This is a genomic window from Streptomyces sp. KR55 (assembly GCF_052245645.1).
Lineage (GTDB): Bacteria > Actinomycetota > Actinomycetes > Streptomycetales > Streptomycetaceae > Streptomyces > Streptomyces flavusporus.
The window spans coordinates 1-14,924 of sequence record NZ_JBQQCE010000227.1 but is presented as its reverse complement, the minus strand read 5'-3'; the positions used below and the strand labels follow the sequence as shown (position 1 = coordinate 14,924).

Annotated in this window: 16 protein-coding genes; 4 read left to right on the top strand and 12 right to left on the bottom strand. The window is 71.6% G+C overall.

Annotation, left to right across the window (positions count from 1 at the left end; all coding sequences use genetic code 11):
- From ACTWQJ_RS29075 to bldG, 3 genes are all read right to left on the bottom strand, one after another.
- The coding region (locus ACTWQJ_RS29075; protein WP_443309506.1) for a sodium/proton-translocating pyrophosphatase at positions 1-385 on the bottom strand (385 nt) is incomplete at its 3' end.
- Positions 386-699: 314 nt separating this feature from the next.
- Complete coding sequence (locus tag ACTWQJ_RS29070; RefSeq protein WP_443309505.1) at positions 700-1,140, bottom strand: ATP-binding protein; 441 nt, start codon at positions 1,138-1,140, stop codon at positions 700-702.
- Positions 1,141-1,245: 105 nt separating this feature from the next.
- Entirely contained in the window at positions 1,246-1,587 is a 342-nt protein-coding gene (gene bldG / locus ACTWQJ_RS29065) for an anti-sigma factor antagonist BldG (RefSeq protein WP_024885807.1), read from the bottom strand.
- 79 nt (positions 1,588-1,666) lie between these two features.
- On the opposite strand from bldG, the gene ACTWQJ_RS29060 reads away from it, so the two are divergent.
- Positions 1,667-4,198 carry a DEAD/DEAH box helicase gene (locus tag ACTWQJ_RS29060; RefSeq protein ID WP_443309504.1) on the top strand — a complete coding sequence of 844 codons (2,532 nt, stop codon included), beginning with the start codon at positions 1,667-1,669 and terminating at the stop codon, positions 4,196-4,198.
- Here ACTWQJ_RS29060 and ACTWQJ_RS29055 read toward each other — a convergent pair.
- From ACTWQJ_RS29055 to ssd, 7 genes are all read right to left on the bottom strand, one after another.
- On the bottom strand, positions 4,086-4,508 hold the full coding sequence (locus ACTWQJ_RS29055) for an Rv3654c family TadE-like protein (protein WP_443309503.1): 423 nt from the start codon (positions 4,506-4,508) through the stop codon (positions 4,086-4,088). The genes ACTWQJ_RS29060 and ACTWQJ_RS29055 overlap by 113 nt on opposite strands.
- Complete coding sequence (locus ACTWQJ_RS29050; protein ID WP_385513261.1) at positions 4,505-4,879, bottom strand: TadE family type IV pilus minor pilin; 375 nt, start codon at positions 4,877-4,879, stop codon at positions 4,505-4,507. The genes ACTWQJ_RS29055 and ACTWQJ_RS29050 overlap by 4 nt, the downstream gene beginning before the upstream one ends.
- On the bottom strand, positions 4,866-5,075 hold the full coding sequence (locus tag ACTWQJ_RS29045) for a DUF4244 domain-containing protein (protein WP_443309502.1): 210 nt from the start codon (positions 5,073-5,075) through the stop codon (positions 4,866-4,868). The genes ACTWQJ_RS29050 and ACTWQJ_RS29045 overlap by 14 nt, the downstream gene beginning before the upstream one ends.
- Positions 5,076-5,190: 115 nt before the next feature.
- Entirely contained in the window at positions 5,191-5,976 is a 786-nt protein-coding gene (locus ACTWQJ_RS29040; protein WP_443309501.1) for a type II secretion system F family protein, read from the bottom strand.
- On the bottom strand, positions 5,973-6,833 hold the full coding sequence (locus ACTWQJ_RS29035; protein ID WP_443309507.1) for a type II secretion system F family protein: 861 nt from the start codon (positions 6,831-6,833) through the stop codon (positions 5,973-5,975). Before ACTWQJ_RS29035 ends, ACTWQJ_RS29040 begins: the two co-directional genes overlap by 4 nt.
- The gene (locus ACTWQJ_RS29030; RefSeq protein ID WP_443309500.1) at positions 6,826-8,223 is read right to left on the bottom strand and encodes a TadA family conjugal transfer-associated ATPase; all 1,398 of its coding nucleotides are present in this window, start codon (positions 8,221-8,223) and stop codon (positions 6,826-6,828) included. The genes ACTWQJ_RS29035 and ACTWQJ_RS29030 overlap by 8 nt, the downstream gene beginning before the upstream one ends.
- Positions 8,220-9,320: a septum site-determining protein Ssd gene (ssd, locus tag ACTWQJ_RS29025; protein ID WP_443309499.1), complete on the bottom strand. Its 1,101-nt coding sequence runs from the start codon at positions 9,318-9,320 to the stop codon at positions 8,220-8,222. Before ssd ends, ACTWQJ_RS29030 begins: the two co-directional genes overlap by 4 nt.
- 589 nt (positions 9,321-9,909) lie before the next feature.
- Here ssd and ACTWQJ_RS29020 point away from each other — a divergent pair.
- Positions 9,910-10,743: an HAD family hydrolase gene (locus ACTWQJ_RS29020; RefSeq protein ID WP_443309498.1), complete on the top strand. Its 834-nt coding sequence runs from the start codon at positions 9,910-9,912 to the stop codon at positions 10,741-10,743.
- 355 nt (positions 10,744-11,098) lie between these two features.
- Here ACTWQJ_RS29020 and ACTWQJ_RS29015 read toward each other — a convergent pair whose 3' ends face one another.
- Positions 11,099-11,923, bottom strand: coding sequence for an oxidoreductase (locus tag ACTWQJ_RS29015; protein WP_443309497.1), 825 nt, complete (start codon positions 11,921-11,923; stop codon positions 11,099-11,101).
- Between the two features lie 101 nt (positions 11,924-12,024).
- Between ACTWQJ_RS29015 and ACTWQJ_RS29010 the strand changes: the two genes are divergently transcribed.
- On the top strand, positions 12,025-13,005 hold the full coding sequence (locus ACTWQJ_RS29010) for a nucleotide-binding protein (RefSeq protein WP_443309496.1): 981 nt from the start codon (positions 12,025-12,027) through the stop codon (positions 13,003-13,005).
- Between the two features lie 6 nt (positions 13,006-13,011).
- On the opposite strand, the gene ACTWQJ_RS29005 is transcribed toward ACTWQJ_RS29010, so the two are convergent.
- On the bottom strand, positions 13,012-14,274 hold the full coding sequence (locus ACTWQJ_RS29005; protein ID WP_443309495.1) for a polysaccharide deacetylase family protein: 1,263 nt from the start codon (positions 14,272-14,274) through the stop codon (positions 13,012-13,014).
- A 295-nt stretch (positions 14,275-14,569) separates the two neighbouring features.
- Here ACTWQJ_RS29005 and ACTWQJ_RS29000 point away from each other — a divergent pair.
- On the top strand, positions 14,570-14,924 hold a 355-nt coding region (locus ACTWQJ_RS29000), incomplete at its 3' end, for a SulP family inorganic anion transporter (protein WP_443309494.1).

Genomic DNA, 14,924 nt, shown 5'->3' with positions numbered 1-14,924 from the left:
CGATATAGCCGGTGGCTGCCGAGAACGCCGCGCCGATCAAGAAGAACACCGATCGTCCGGCGCGCTGATTCCAGTCGTCCGCGGGCAGCAGCATGAGCAGGAAGAACACGACGACGGCGAATACGCCGAGCGTGCGCAGCTGCCGGGTCAGATAGGCGTTCGCGCCTTCCTGGATGGCCGCTGCGATCTTCTTCATGCTGTCGGTGCCCTCGCCCGCCGCGAGCACCTGGCGCAACAGCACGCCGGCGACCACGAGCGCAGCCAACGCGACGGCCGCGATGACCATCACCATGACGCGGTTGTCGTCGGTCAGCACTGCGGCTGCGAAGGTTGTGGTGTGGTCTGTGGTGTGGTCCAACCGATGAGGGGTAGAAAGCCCCGCCATTCGTCCTCCTTGACGCTTGGGCTGAGCTCAAGATGTGGACGGATTGTAGGGAGCCGGACCTGATCAAAACAGGGCGCGGCAAACGGAATTCGCCTTCACATGCTCTGGAGCAAATGATCGCAGGAGACCGCGGAACCCGAAAGTCGTAATGCCCCAGACACGTTGGACGCTTGATCGAATTCTGCCCACCGATCAAGGCCACGGAGCAGCGATTGATCGTGAATTCCTTCACGAATTCTGGTGCCCTTTGCGGAAAAACACCCGAGGGCCCTGCTCAGCAGGGCCCTCGGGTGTACGGCTGTTCGGGTTGTGTGTCAGGGGAGCGCCGCGGCCGGCGGCGGAGTGGTCGGCCACGTCATACGGATCAGGCCGCCGTGCTCCCCGGTGGAAACCTCCACATCGTCGACCAGGCCGCTGATGACGGCGAGGCCCATCTCGTCCTCCTCGGCCTCCGCGTCGGGGTCGTCGGCGGCGGCTCCGGGCTCTCCGCCCCGGGGGGCGGCGTGCGGCGCCTCGTCGCCGACCTCGATGGAGAACTGTTTCTCCTCTTCGATCAGCGCCACCTTCACCGGCGCCGTGATCCCGCTGCTCTGATGCAGGCCCACGGCACGGGAGCAGGCCTCGCCGACAGCGAGCCTGACCTCGTCGAGGACGGCCTCGTCCACCCCGGCCCTGCGCGCCACCGCCGCCGCCACCAGTCGGGCGGTCCTGACGTGCTCGGGCAGCGCGCTGAAGCGGAGTTCGACGGTGGCCATGCATCCCCCTCGGAGCTACGGGCGTGCTGTCAGAGGGCCGGGCCGCCGACAGCCCAGCCCCCGTCTTCAACTCTTCCGCCCCGGGCACACGGCCCGGGGCGGTGATCAGTCGGTGGCCGCCACCGCTTCCTCGACCGAGGTGTGGATCGGGAACACCTTGGTGAGGCCGGTGATACGGAAGATCTTGAGAATGCGCTCCTGGTTGCAGACCAAGCGCAGTGAGCCCTCATGGGCCCGCACTCGCTTCAGGCCGCCGACCAGCACGCCGAGCCCGGTGGAGTCGAGGAAGTCCACGCCCTCCATGTCGACGACGAGGTGGAAACTGCCGTCGTTCACCAGCTCGACCAGCTGCTCGCGCAGCTTGGGCGCGGTATATACGTCGATTTCGCCACCGACCCTGACGATCGTGCGATCGCCGATGGTCTCGGTCGACAGGGACAGGTCCACGGATCCTCCAGCACCTTGCTATCGAGCGGTCGTCCTCGGGACATCTCGGCAGATCCCCCTGGACGGTTCGCCAGCCGCGATGGCATTCAATCACTTACCGGCAGGCGTGCACGACGCCTTGGACCCATTGTCCGTCACGCCGGTGACACACTCGGTGCCGATGGCCAAGAATCACCGATCCGATCGAACCCCGGCGGACACCGCCTCCCGCCCCGCGCCGGGCACGGTCCTGGACCGGCTCGCCTCGGGGCCGAGCCGGGCTTCGCGCATCACTCATACGGAGCACTTGCCCCCGCGGGCGGGCCGCCATGCAGTCTGGCCCGACCGGATCCGCTCCGAGGTCATCACGGCGGTGCAGGCCGCGGGCATCGAACACCCCTGGGCCCACCAGGCCCGGGCGGCCGAGCACGCCCTGGACGGCGACTCGGTCGTCGTCGCCACCGGCACGGCGTCGGGCAAGTCCCTGGCCTACCTCGTCCCCGTCCTCTCGACGCTCCTGGACGGCTCGGCGGCTCCGAACGGCCGCGGCGCCACGGCCCTCTACCTGGCCCCCACGAAGGCACTTGCGGCGGACCAGTGCCGAGCCGTGAAGGAACTTTCACATCCCCTGGGCCAGGCGGTACGGCCGGCCGTGTACGACGGCGACACCCCGTTCGAGGAACGCGAGTGGATCCGCCAGTACGCCACGTACGTCCTCACCAACCCCGACATGCTGCACCGCGGCATATTGCCGTCCCACCCGCGCTGGTCCTCCTTCCTGAAGTCGCTGAAGTACGTCGTCATCGACGAGTGCCACACCTACCGCGGCGTCTTCGGCTCGCACGTCGCCCAGGTGCTGCGCAGGCTGCGCAGACTGTGCGCCCGCTACGGCGCGTCGCCGGTCTTCCTGCTGGCCTCCGCGACCGCCGCCGAGCCCGCCGTGGCCGCCCGCCGCCTCACCGGCCTCCCGGTGGTGGAGGTCGCCGACGACGCCTCCCCGCGCGGTGAGCTGGTGTTCGCCCTCTGGGAGCCCCCGCTCACCGAGATGCGGGGCGAGAAGGGCGCGCCGGTACGGCGCACGGCGACCGCCGAGACGGCCGACCTGCTCACCGACCTCACCGTGCAGGGCGTGCGCTCCGTCGCCTTCGTACGCTCCCGGCGCGGCGCCGAGCTGATCTCCGTGATCGCCCAAGAACGGCTCGCGGAGATCGATCGCTCGCTGTCCCGGCGCGTGGCCGCGTACCGTGGCGGCTATCTCCCGGAGGAGCGCCGTGCCCTGGAGCGCGCCCTGCACTCCGGCGAGCTCCTCGGCCTGGCCGCGACCACCGCCCTGGAGCTGGGCGTCGACGTCTCGGGCCTGGACGCGGTCGTGATCGCCGGATATCCCGGCACGCGCGCGTCCCTGTGGCAGCAGGCCGGCCGGGCGGGCCGCTCGGGCCAGGGTGCCCTGGCCGTCCTGGTCGCCCGTGACGACCCACTGGACACGTTCCTGGTCCACCATCCGGAGGCCCTGTTCGACCAACCGGTGGAATCCACGGTCCTCGACCCCGACAACCCCTACGTCCTCGCACCCCACCTGTGCGCTGCCGCCGAGGAGCTCCCCCTGGTCGAGGACGACCTGGAGCTGTTCGGCCCCGCATGCGCGGAGCTGCTCCCGCAGCTGGAGGCCGCGAAGCTGCTGCGCCGCCGGACGAAGGCCTGGCACTGGACCCGCCGGGAGCGGGCGGCCGACCTGGCCGACATCCGCGGCGAGGGCGGCCGACCCGTCCAGATCGTCGAGGCCGGCACCGGCCGGCTGCTGGGCACGGTGGACGCCGGCGCCGCGCACACGACCGTGCACGAGGGCGCCGTCCACCTCCACCAGGGCCGTACGTATCTGGTCTGCTCCCTCGACCTGGACGACTCGGTCGCCCTGGTCGAGGAGGCCAACCCGCCGTACTCCACGGTCGCCCGCGACACGACGTCGATCTCCGTGCTGGAGACGGACGTCGAGATCCCCTGGGGCGAGGGCCGCCTGTGCTACGGCTCCGTCGAGGTCACCAACCAGGTCGTCTCCTTCCTCCGCCGCCGTCTCATCACCGGCGAGGTCCTGGGCGAGACCAAACTCGACCTCCCTCCTCGTACGCTTCGCACGCGCGCGGTGTGGTGGACGGTCACCGAGGACCAGCTGGACGAGGCCCGCATCAGCCCGGAGATCCTCGGCGGCGCGCTGCACGCCGCCGAGCATGCGTCCATCGGCATGCTGCCGCTGTTCGCGACCTGCGACCGCTGGGACATCGGCGGCGTGTCCGTCCCGCTGCACCCGGACACGCTCCTGCCGACGGTCTTCGTGTACGACGGCCACCCCGGCGGCGCGGGCTTCGCGGAGCGCGCCTTCCACACCGCCCGCGCCTGGCTCACCGCCACCCGCCAGGCCATCGCCTCCTGCGAGTGCGACGCCGGCTGCCCGTCCTGCATCCAGTCCCCCAAGTGCGGCAACGGCAACGATCCGCTGCACAAACGGGGAGCAGTGCGGTTGCTCACGGTGCTGTTGCGGGGGGCGCCTGAGGAGAAGGCGGGGGAGCCGGAAGGTCCGTCGGCGGGACCGGCCCCGCAGGACCCGTCGGCCCCGCAGGACCCGCCCGCGCCCTGACCTCCGCCGCGAACGGCCCCCGCCCGGCCGCCGCCGTCACGTCCGAGACCTCACCCACGAGCACGCACCGCACCAGCCGCGTGCCCTGCGCCCGCGCCACCCGGTCCGCCCGGGCGCAGGCCGCCGTGCCGCCCTGCGCCCAGTGGTCCGCCGCGGCGAGGGCCGCGAGGTCCGCGCCGCCGGCCGCGCGATGCCGGGTCACGACGGCCTGCCCCAGAGCGAGTACGACGCCGAACACCACACACAGGACAGCGATCGCACCGACGCTCCAGGCGGTGGCGGACCCGCGGTCCGATTCACCGCCCCTCATCCGCCCACCTCCGCCGTCTCCTCGGCGGCCGCGACGGCCTCCTCCCGTACCTCGTAGGACAAACCGCCCAGCGCAGGAGCCTCGGCCACCACCACGACCCGGACCTGATCGCCCTCCCGGCTGAGCGTGACCTTCGCCCCGGGCGGGGCGGCCTCACGAGCCACTTCGACGACCGCGTCGTGCGGGTCCTGCCGGGCCGCCGCACGGGCGCCCGTCCGTGCCGCATCCACGCACTGGATCTGCGCGGCCACGACGAGCAGTCCCCACACCAGCCCCATCGCGAACATCACCAGCACGGGCAGCACCACGGCCGCTTCCGCCGTCACGAACCCCTGGTCCGCGCGCCGCGCACGCCGCTCACATCCGCGCATCGAGGGCATCCTTCACGATCTTCTGCAGCTCCGCGCTGACCTGCCCGCTCGTCACCACCTTGTAGAGGAGCACCGCGAAGGCCACTGCCGCGACGATTCCCACCGCGTACTCGGAGGTGACCATTCCGGCCTCCTTCCGCCCGCCGCGCATCCCGCACACCAGGGCGCGCACACGCGCCCGTACTGCCTTGTTCATCTCAACCCCCTTGAGGTTCCGTGCCGTTGATCGCTTGCCGATCATTGGTTGAGCGCTCAGCGCTCACTGCTGCGGTCAATTGCTGTCCGCCGTACGTCCACACCAGCGCCGCCCCTCAACCACCACCCCCTCCCAGCACCCCGCCCGCCAGTCCGATCACCACGGGCAGCACGCCGACCGCGATGAACGAGGGCAGGAAGCACAACCCGACGGGCGCGGTGACCATGACGGCCGCCCGCCGGGCCCGAGCCGTCGCGGTGCGGGACCATTCGGCGCGGGCGTCCGCGGCGATCTTCACGACGGGTCCGGCCGCGGGGAGCCCGGAGACGCCGGCCCGTTCCAACAGCCGCGCCAGGGCGGCGGCGCCCGGTGTCGCAGCCAACCTCCGCCAGGCCTCGGCCGGTTCGCCGCCGAGCCGTACCTCCGCCGCACCCCGGGCGAGCGCCTCCCCGACCGGGCCGCCCAGGGCCTCGCCGACGGCCTGTGCGGCGATCGCCGGACCGGCGCCGGCCGCGATGCAGGCCGCCAACAGATCGGCGGCGAGCGGAAGTTGCCGGGCGGCCGTATGGGCGTCGGACTCCTCACCCCGGTCCGGCACGGTTCGCCGGTGACGCCACCGCCACAACCCGCCCGCGCCGACGAGTCCCACGAGGACACCCGCGCCCCCACCGACCAGGACCCATCCGACGCCCACCACACCGACCGTCGGCCACCACCGCCGCACCACGCCCGCCACCTCGAATCGCGGGCCGGCGACCGCGGTGTCCAGGGCCAGCAGTCCGGCCAGCCGCCGCCGTACCCGGCGTTCCCGCCGCGCGACCTCCATCCGCCGCAGCAACCACGCCAGGACCAGCGCGCCCCCCAGGGCCACCCCCAGCCTGTGGACAACGTCCGCGCTCATGTCGACTCGGCTCCCTTCACGATCCGCAGCGCCCACCACAACCCCACGCCCTCCAGAACCCCGCCGATCAGCAGGCAGCCCAGCCCGGCGCCGGTGTGCAACAGGACGTGCAGCGGGTCTGCGCCCAACGCGGCGCCGAGGAGCAGGCCGAGGGCGGGCAGCGCGGCGAGCATCACCGCCGTGGAGCGGGAGCCGGCCAACTGGGCGCGCAGCTCGGCACGTTGGTCCCGTTCGGCGCGCAGCGCCGCTTCGAGCCGGTCGAGCCCGGCCGCGAGTCCCGCGCCCCGGTCCACGGCGACCCGCCAGCACGCCGCGAGGCCCAGCAGCCCGTCGGCCCCCGGCTGCCGTGCCGCGGCCGCCAGCGCCCCCGGCACGTCCCCGCCGAACCGCGCCGCCGCCAGCACGGCCGCCTGCGCGTCTCCGAGCCCTCCGGAGTCACGCGCGGCCCTCAGCAACGCCTGTCCCGGCTGCCGTCCGGCCCGCACCTCGCCGGCGAGCGTCCCGCACAGCACGATCACCTCGTCCGCCCGGCGCTCCCGTGTCCGTCGCGCCTCCCCGGCCAGCCGTGCCCGGCGCAGCAGTGGCACTCCGGCCGCCCCCGCGACGACCGGCAGCACCGACGACCCCAGCACCGCGAGCACCGCGCCGGCGACCACCGCCCACCACTCGGCCTGCAGCCGCCCCCGCACCCGCCGCAGCTCGCCGGCCAGCCGCCGCCACCCGGGAGGCCCACTGCCCACCACCCCGCCGCCGGCAAGCAGCAGTTGCGCCCGCCGCGCTCCGGAATACCGGCCACCCATCAGCCACACCGCCGCCCCGGCACACACGACGGCCGCACTCAACGCCGTCTCACCCATACCGCTCACCGCCCCTCTCGTTCCTGCTGCGAAACAGCTCCCGCTCGTTCCCACCACCAAGCAGCCCTCGCTGGCCCCTGCCGTAGAGCACCTCCTCCTCATCCCTGCCGCAGGCCGACTCCCACTCGTCCCCGCCGGAAAGCAGCTCCGCCTCGCCCGCCCCGCCGGAGAGCAGCCCTGCCTCACCTGCCCCGCCGGAAGGCACCCCCGTCTCACCCACCCCGCCGGAAGGCAACCCCGCCCAGCCGAGCAACGCCCACAACCGCTCCCAGCCCCGCTCGCGGACAAACGCATCCGCGCCCCACCGCAGCGCCGGTACCGTCCTGACCAGCCCCGAAGGGTCCCGCTCCAGCACATGGACCTCGGCGATCCGCCGCCGCCCGGTCCGGTCGCGGACGAGGTGCAGTACGACCGACAGGGCAGCCGCCAACTGGCTGTGCAGCGCGGCCCGGTCGAGCCCGGCCGCCGTGCCGAGCGCTTCCAGGCGGGCCGGTACGTCGGCGGCCGCGTTGGCGTGGACGGTCCCGCAGCCGCCCTCGTGGCCGGTGTTCAACGCGGCCAGCAGATGCACCACTTCGGGTCCGCGCACCTCTCCCACGACCAGCCGGTCCGGCCGCATCCGCAACGCCTGCCGCACCAGGTCCTGGAGCGTGACGAGCCCGGCGCCCTCCTGGTTGGCGGGTCTGCTCTCCAGGCGTACGACATGCGGGTGGTCCGGCCGCAACTCGGCCGAGTCCTCGGCGAGCACGATCCGCTCACCCGGCCCGACCAGCCCCAGCAGCGCGCTCAGCAGCGTCGTCTTGCCGCTGCCTGTACCGCCGCTGATCAGGAAGGACAGCCGCGCCCGGAGTAGTGCCCGCAGCACGCGGTCCCCGCCCGGCGGCACCGTGCCCGCCGCCACGAGCTCGTCGAGCGTGAACGCGCGCGGGCGCACGACGCGCAGGGACAGGCACGTACAGCCCACGGCGACCGGCGGCAGAACCGCATGCAGTCGTGTGCCGTCCGGCAGCCGGGCGTCGGCCCACGGCCTGGCGTCGTCCAGGCGCCGCCCGGCCACCGCGGCCAGGCGCTGCGCGAGCCGTCGTACCGCCGCCGCATCCGGGAAGGAGACGGACGTCAGCTCCAGACCCCCACCCCGGTCCACCCAGACCCGGTCGGGAGCGGACACCAGTACGTCGGTCACGGACGGATCGGCGAGCAGCGGCTCCAACGGCCCGCTGCCGACCAGCTCGCACCGCAACTGCTCGGCGGCCCCCAGAACTTCGGCGTCTCCGAGCACCCGCCCCTGCTCGCGCAGCGCCTGCGCCACGCGCGCGGGGGTGGGTTCGGCGCCGCTCTCGGCCAGCCACTGCCGCACGCCGTCCAGCAGTGGCCCGGTGACGGTGTTCATGCGACACCCGCCTCGACCAGCGCCCGCTCCCAAAACCCCGTGCAGAAGCGCGCCAGCGGACCGCGGGCCGCGCCGGGCGGCGCCTTGCCCTCGTGGGGGCGCAGCAGCCCCGTCTCGACGGGCACCTCGCCGGCCAGCGGCAGTCCGAGCAGCCGGGCCACCTCGCGGTCGTCCAGCCCGGGCGTGTACGGCCCCCGTACCGCCACCCGCAGGTCCCGCAGCACCATGCCGGCCACGGACGCCACCCGCCCGGCCGCCGCGACCGCGCGCAGCTCGGCCGGGACCACGAGGAGCCCGATGTCGACCTGGGCGAGGGCCTCGGCGACCGAGTCGTCGAGGCGGCGCGGCAGATCGACCACGACGGTGCCGCCCCGGCGCCGGGCCGCGGCGAGCACCGCCCGTACGGCCTGCGGCGGGATGGCGACGCAGTCGCCGCGGTCCCAGCTCAGCACCCGCAGCGAGTGCAGTCGGGGCAGTGACTCCTCCAGGGCGCCGCTGCCCACCCGCCCGCGCGAGGCGGCGAATGCGGGCCAGCGCAGTCCCTCGGCGGTCTCGCCGCCGAGGAGTACGTCGAGTCCGCCGCCGAGCGGATCGGCGTCCACCAGGAGGGTGCGCAGTCCCTCGCGCGCGGAGGTGACGGCGAGTGCGCAGGCCAACGTGGACGCTCCGGCGCCGCCGCGGCCGCCGATGACACCGACGGTGAGCGCGGGCCGGCCGACGCCCTCGGCGACGTCGGCGATGCGGTCGACCAGCCACTGCTCGCCGTCGGGCAGCATCAGGACGTGGTCGGCACCGATCCGGACGGCCCGCTTCCACACGCCGGGGTCGTCCTGGTCACGGCCGACCAGCACCACTCCGTGTCTGCGCGCGGCCCCTCGCACCCGCCGCGCGGCGTCGTCCCCCACGAGAACGAGTGGCGCGGCCTCCCAGCCGCCGCCCCGCTCCGGCACACAGTGGTGGACCTCGGGTGTGGCTCCGGCCGCCGCGCACAGGCGCAGCAGGTCGTCGAGGAGTTCGGCGTCCTCGGTGATGATCAGCGGTCGGCTCTGCCGCCCTCCGGCGGCCGACGGCGGATCGTGTGTGAAGGTTCCGGTCACGGTTTCCTCCCCCTTCGCTGCTTGTCTGCTTCGTTCGCGCAGCCCCTGCGGCCCCGCGATTCCCGAACGTGTGAAGAACCGGCCGGCGGCCTCCATATGAACAGCCGACAGAAACCGGCCATACGCGTCCGGCAAACGGAACCGGTCAGGAACTCGCCGCGAGCGGCTGCGCAGGAATCACGGTGCAGCGATCCCGGAAATCGTGTGGATCTTGGTCGATAACTGTGGACAACTCGATGGTTGTGAATATCGCCGTCACCCATACCGGTGAGCCCTGCACCATCTCCTGTGCGACTTCCGGAGAGCAGTCCGATGACTACCGACAGTGACGGATCATGGGCATACAAAAGAGGCGGCCGCGGCCGCCTCGAGGCCGCACCGCGGCCACAGGGAGAACGAGAAAACCCACCCGGACATGCGACGACCCCCGCCGGGGGGGAGAGCGGGGGTCGTCCCCACGGCCGACTCGGGGGGGGAGGAGTCGGACCGGGTTAGCACGGTCGCGAACGATCCGTGACTTCCATGGTGTACCCGAGAGCCCTCTCAGGCAAACCCACGCGCCCCACCTTACGCCGAATGGGCTGCCCCTATGCTCTGGGGCGTGGAAAACCACTCCTTGCCCCGCACAGCGGCCTTCTTTGATCTGGACAAGACGGTCATTGCGAAGTCGAGCACGCTCACCTTCAGCAAGTCGTTCTACCAAGGCGGACTGATCAACCGCCGAGGTGTCCTGCGATCCGCATATGCCCAGTTCGTGTTCCTCGCGGGCGGCGCCGACCATGACCAGATCGAGCGTATGCGCGCATACCTGTCCACGCTGTGCCGCGGCTGGAACGTCCAGCAGGTCAGGGAGATCGTCGCCGAGACGCTGCACGACATCATCGACCCGATCATCTACGACGAGGCCGCCTCCCTCATCGAGGAGCACCACACCGCCGGACGCGATGTGGTGATCGTGTCCACGTCGGGTTCCGAGGTGGTCGAGCCGATCGGCGAACTGCTCGGCGCCGACCGGGTGGTCGCCACGCGCATGGTCGTGGGCGACGACGGGTGCTACACGGGCGAGATCGAGTACTACGCCTACGGCCCGACGAAGGCGGAGGCCGTCAGGGAGCTGGCCGCGTCCGAGGGGTACGACCTGTCGCGCTGCTACGCCTACAGCGATTCGGCGACCGACCTGCCGATGCTGGAGTCCGTCGGCCGTCCGCACGCCGTGAATCCGGACCGCACACTGCGCCGTGAGGCACTCGCGCGCGGGTGGCCGATTCTCGACTTCCACCGCCCGGTCCGGCTCAAGCAGCGGCTGCCCGCCCTCTCCGTACCGCCGCGTCCGGCGCTCGTCGCGGCCGCCGCCATAGGGGCCGCGGCGGCCACCGCCGGCCTTGTCTGGTACGCGAACCGGCGCCGGGCGGCGGCCATCTGACCTGGCCACACCCACGTCGGGAAAACCGGTGCCCGTTTAATACGGCTTTAGGGCTAAAAGTAAAGAAGTACAGCCACCACTTCCACTCACTCCGGACCTGGAGTACAAAGGACTTAACGGCCCGCGAGACCAAGGCCATCCGAAGGGATCAACCTAAATTCGCACACTGGCCCCACGGACCGAGCATGAACACTGGGCACCCACGCGACGTCGACCCGTCGATTACGGGCCAGCCGCACCAGGTGACGGGCAAAGTTCCCGACCTGATGGGCGACATATCGAGGACGCTTGGTAACCCGGTGCTCATGCCAGCGGCGGTACGAGAACTCGTACCGCCGCAACCCTTTTCGGACGGTTACGCCGCCCCTCGCTGGAGTGCCTCGCACACCGCCGTCGACTCGCGCACGCCCAGTTCGACCGCCCTGCCACAGTGGGCGATCCACGCCGCCATGCCCTCCGCAGTGCCGGAGAGGTAGCCGTCGAACGCCTCCCGATAGGCCGTGCGGCCCAGCTCGGCGTGCCCCACCTCGGCCGGGCAGACGGACTTCGGGTCGAGGCCGCTGCCCACCAGGACGATCCGCTCGGCCGTGCGCGCGACCAGACCGTTGTGCGAGACGAAGGGGCGCAGTGCGAGCAGCTCACCGTGCACGACGGCCGCCGTGACCAGCGCGGGAGCCGAACTGCCCGCGATGATCAGCTCGGCCAGGCCTTCCAGGCGCCCGGACACCTCGGCCGCATCCGGCAGCGGCTGCTCGATCAGCGGCTCGTCGACGGGCTCGCCCGGCCGACGGGGCCGCCCCACCTGCTCGGCCTTGTCCGCGGCGGCCACCAGGTGCAGCCGGGCCAGCACACGCAGGGGCGACTGCCGCCAGATGGACAGCAGTTGACCGGCCTCAGCAGTCAACCGGAGCGCCGCGCCCACGACCCGCGCCTCGTCGTCCCCGCTGAAGTCGGTGCGCCGACGCACCTCCTCCAGGGCCCAGTCCGCGCCGGACAGCGCCGCGGAACCGCGGGCGCCACGCAGCGCCGCCTCGGAGGTGATCTCGTTGCTCCGCCGGCGCATGATCCGGTGCCCGTAGACCCGATCCACGGCCTTGCGCACGGACTCCACCGACTCGGCCACACCGGGCAGCGCACCCAGGGCCGCGAACGGATCGGCGGTCCCACCTGTCGTACTCATGAGTACGACCCTAGCCACCCCGGGCGCACACCCCACGATGGAGTGGTCTTCTTCACCTGCACCTGCCACGCACCGCCAGCGCGCCACTACCCTTGGTGAACATGAAAATTGCTTTCGTCGGGAAGGGCGGCAGCGGCAAGACCACCCTGTCCTCCCTGTTCATCCGCCACCTGGCGGCCTCGGGCGCCCCGGTCATCGCGATCGACGCCGACATCAACCAGCACCTCGGGGCCGCGCTCGGCCTCGAGGAGGCGGAGGCCGCCCGACTGCCCGCGATGGGCGATCGGCTCGCCCTGATCAAGGACTACCTGCGCGGCTCCAACCCGCGCATCGGCTCGGCCGATTCGATGATCAAGACCACGCCGCCGGGCGAGGGCTCGCGGCTGCTCCGGGTGCGCGAGGACAATCCGGTCTACGACGCCTGCGCCCGGCCGGTGGAACTCGACGGCGGGGCCGTCCGTTTGATGGTCACCGGCCCCTTCACGGACGCCGACCTGGGAGTCGCCTGCTACCACTCCAAGACCGGAGCGGTGGAGCTGTGCCTGAATCACCTGGTGGACAGCCGCGACGAGTACGTCGTGGTCGACATGACCGCAGGCTCGGACTCCTTCGCCTCCGGCCTGTTCACCCGCTTCGACATCACGTTCCTCATCGCCGAGCCGACCCGGAAGGGGGTCTCCGTCTATCGCCAGTACAAGGAGTACGCCCGCGACTTCGGCGTTGCGCTGAAGGTCGTCGGCAACAAGGTTCAGGGCCAGGACGACCTCGACTTCCTCCGCGCCGAAGTCGGAGACGACCTGCTCGAGACCGTCGGGCACTCGGACTGGGTGCGCGCCATGGAGAAGGGCCGGCCGCCCCGGTTCGAGCACCTGGAGGACGTCAACCAGCGCGCCCTGCGCACGTTGCGTACGGCCGCCGACGCGACGTACGAACTGCGCGACTGGGAGCGCTACACCCACCAGATGGTGCACTTCCACCTGAAGAACGCCCAGTCCTGGGGCAATGAGCGCCTCGGGGTCGACCTGGCGGCGCAGGTCGATCCCGGGTTCGTGCTCAGTGAGGGTGTCGCCACCCCCGCGTGACGACTCCTACTGCCTGTCCGCCGGCGCCCCGGGGACTCCCTTCGGGGCCGGGGCGGGGCGCACGGACAGGAAGGACCCCCAGCCGTGCTTCGGGGCCTGACCGACCTTCAGTGTGCGCAGTTTCGCGAGGGCCTTCGGGTCCTGGGCGTCCAGCCAGTCCGCGAGCTGCCGGAAGGAGACGCAGCGCACCTCGGGTTTGGTGCACACCTGCTCGATGACCTCCTCGACGGCGCGCATGTAGGCGCCACCGTTCCAGGACTCGAAGTGGTTGCCGATGATCAGCGGTGCGCGGTTGCCGTTGTATGCCCGCTGGAAGCCCTGGAGCAGGCCGTCGCGCATCTGGTCGCCCCAGAACTCGTACTTGTCGGGGTCGCCCTGGGTGGTGGTGCCCGACTGGTTGACCATGAAGTTGTAGTCCATGGTCAGCTGTTCGTAGGTGTGTCCGGGGAATGGCACGAGCTGCATCGACAGGTCCCACAGGCCCTCCTTCTTGCCGGGCCAGACCTGGTTGTTGACGCCGCTGGTGTCGTAGCGGAAGCCCAGCTCGCGGGCGGCCTTCACGAAGTTCTCCTGGCCCTCCAGGCAGGGAGTGCGCGCTCCGATCAGCTCCTTGTCGTAGTCGAAGGGCAGGGGGGAGGCGTCCTCCATCCCGGCGTTGGTCTTCCAGGACTTCACGAACTTCTTCGCCTGGGCGATTTCCTCCTTCCACTCCTCCACCGACCACTCACCGACGCCACCGCTGCCGCAGAAGTGACCGTTGAAGTGAGTGCCGATCTCGTTGCCCTCCAACCACGCCAGCCGCAGCTGCTTCACGGTGTCGGCGATGCCCTGGCGGTCGTTGAAGCCGATGTCGGAGCGACCCGGCGAGTGCTGCGGTGGGCGGTAGAGGTCCTTCCTGTCCTCGGGCAGCAGGTACACGCCGCTGAGGAAGTACGTCATCGTGGCGTTGTTCTCCCTGGCGACCCTGCGGAAGTGGGAGAACAGGTGCTGGCTGTCCTCGCCGGCGCCGTCCCAGGAGAACACCACGAACTGCGGTGGTTTCGCACCGGGCTTCAGCCGCTCGGGCTGGGGCAGATGCGGCTGCGCCCCGGTGAACGCGGTGGAGCCGTCACCGATCAGGCGGACCGGGCTCCTGGGTACCCCGGCGCCCTGCTGCGGGCCGGGGGCCCCCTCCTCCGAACTGTCGGAGCCGGTCGTGCAACCGGCGAGCGATGCGGCACAGGCCGCGGCGACCACGGCGACCGCGGCGATCCTCTGGGTGGCGGCCATGTTCCGCCCACCTTCCTTCTCCAGTCGATGAGTTGGCAGCGCGGCCAAGGTCGCATGAGAAGGAGAAGGAACTAGTACGACAAGCCGATCAAAAGCTCATTTCATCCACCGAGGCGGTGGTTTAACCCATTTGCCGGGAAAATCCATGCCTGACCTTTACCCTGCATTACGATTCATTTACTGAGAGTTGTCACATCCCGCCGCTGCACGCCGTGACCCACGGCCGCGACCCAACCCCGCCGCCGGACGGGACCACCTGTTCCGCGACCGCGCTGCCCCGGAGGAGACGGGAAACATGTCAGCCTGCGTCCCCACTCGCGCCACCGACCCCTACGGCCCCGAACGCACCCGCCCACCGCACACCCCGCCACCGCCCCGGCACCGCCGCTTCCCCGTCGCCGGCGCCGACGTGTCGGCCTCCATCGCCGTCTTCCTGATCGCCCTGCCGCTGTCCCTCGGCATCGCCCTCGCCACCGGCGCGCCTCTGCAGGCCGGCCTCGTCGCCGCAGCCGTGGGCGGACTCGTCGTCGGCCGGCTCGGCGGCGCCCCGCTCCAGGTGAGTGGCCCCGCAGCCGGCCTGACGGTGGTCACCGCCGACCTCATCCAGCGCTACGGCTGGCGTACGCCGTGCGCCATCACCGTCCCCGCCG

Coding starts and splice junctions, on each gene's coding strand:
- ACTWQJ_RS29070 (WP_443309505.1), bottom strand. CDS start 1,140: ATGGCCACCGTCGAACTCCGCTTCAGCGCGCTGCCCGAGCACGTCAGG.
- ACTWQJ_RS29060 (WP_443309504.1), top strand. CDS start 1,667: ATGGCATTCAATCACTTACCGGCAGGCGTGCACGACGCCTTGGACCCA.
- ACTWQJ_RS29055 (WP_443309503.1), bottom strand. CDS start 4,508: ATGAGGGGCGGTGAATCGGACCGCGGGTCCGCCACCGCCTGGAGCGTC.
- ACTWQJ_RS29050 (WP_385513261.1), bottom strand. CDS start 4,879: ATGCGCGGATGTGAGCGGCGTGCGCGGCGCGCGGACCAGGGGTTCGTG.
- ACTWQJ_RS29045 (WP_443309502.1), bottom strand. CDS start 5,075: ATGAACAAGGCAGTACGGGCGCGTGTGCGCGCCCTGGTGTGCGGGATG.
- ACTWQJ_RS29040 (WP_443309501.1), bottom strand. CDS start 5,976: ATGAGCGCGGACGTTGTCCACAGGCTGGGGGTGGCCCTGGGGGGCGCG.
- ACTWQJ_RS29035 (WP_443309507.1), bottom strand. CDS start 6,833: ATGGGTGAGACGGCGTTGAGTGCGGCCGTCGTGTGTGCCGGGGCGGCG.
- ACTWQJ_RS29030 (WP_443309500.1), bottom strand. CDS start 8,223: ATGAACACCGTCACCGGGCCACTGCTGGACGGCGTGCGGCAGTGGCTG.
- ACTWQJ_RS29020 (WP_443309498.1), top strand. CDS start 9,910: ATGCTCTGGGGCGTGGAAAACCACTCCTTGCCCCGCACAGCGGCCTTC.
- ACTWQJ_RS29015 (WP_443309497.1), bottom strand. CDS start 11,923: ATGAGTACGACAGGTGGGACCGCCGATCCGTTCGCGGCCCTGGGTGCG.
- ACTWQJ_RS29010 (WP_443309496.1), top strand. CDS start 12,025: ATGAAAATTGCTTTCGTCGGGAAGGGCGGCAGCGGCAAGACCACCCTG.
- ACTWQJ_RS29005 (WP_443309495.1), bottom strand. CDS start 14,274: ATGGCCGCCACCCAGAGGATCGCCGCGGTCGCCGTGGTCGCCGCGGCC.